The organism is Paenibacillus sp. VTT E-133280, assembly GCF_002264385.1.
GTDB classification, from domain to species: Bacteria; Bacillota; Bacilli; order Paenibacillales; family Paenibacillaceae; genus Paenibacillus_AQ; species Paenibacillus_AQ nitricinens.
On sequence record NZ_NFUX01000174.1, the window covers coordinates 1 to 439 of the forward strand.

Consider the following 439-nt stretch of genomic DNA (forward strand, 5'->3'; position numbering starts at 1 on the left):
ATCCCGTGCCTGGTAGATATCCTTCAGCTTACTTTGGGCTGTAATAGAGTCGATCGTTCCCAGTCCGGAATTCTTAACCGTTGTTTGGAGTTTCTGCACCAAAGGATCGCTATTCAACTCATCCCGTCCCATTAGAGCAGCAACCGAGGTGATCAGATTCGTGACCATCTTCTGGGCATACGTTGGAATCGGAAACTGCCCACTTGCACTGCCTCCCCCAAGTTTTCCGAATATCCCTCCAAGAGTACCAAGCTGCTGAAAAAGTTGATTAGCCTGCCTCTTATTCTCATCCTGTGCACCTTGAACACCTTTTACTGCAAGACGAATAATATCTTCAAGCTTTTCAGCTTCTACCGTCAGTTCATTGATAAGCGTCTGTGCTCGTATCAAATCTGAACCCAGCAGATTACCACCCCAGTTATTGGTCTGACCTCTCAGC

At 47.2% G+C, this 439-nt stretch carries 1 pseudogene; it reads right to left on the reverse strand.

Annotation, left to right across the window (positions count from 1 at the left end):
* A pseudogene (locus tag CA600_RS31480) lies at positions 1–439 on the reverse strand (hypothetical protein); the annotation flags it as partial.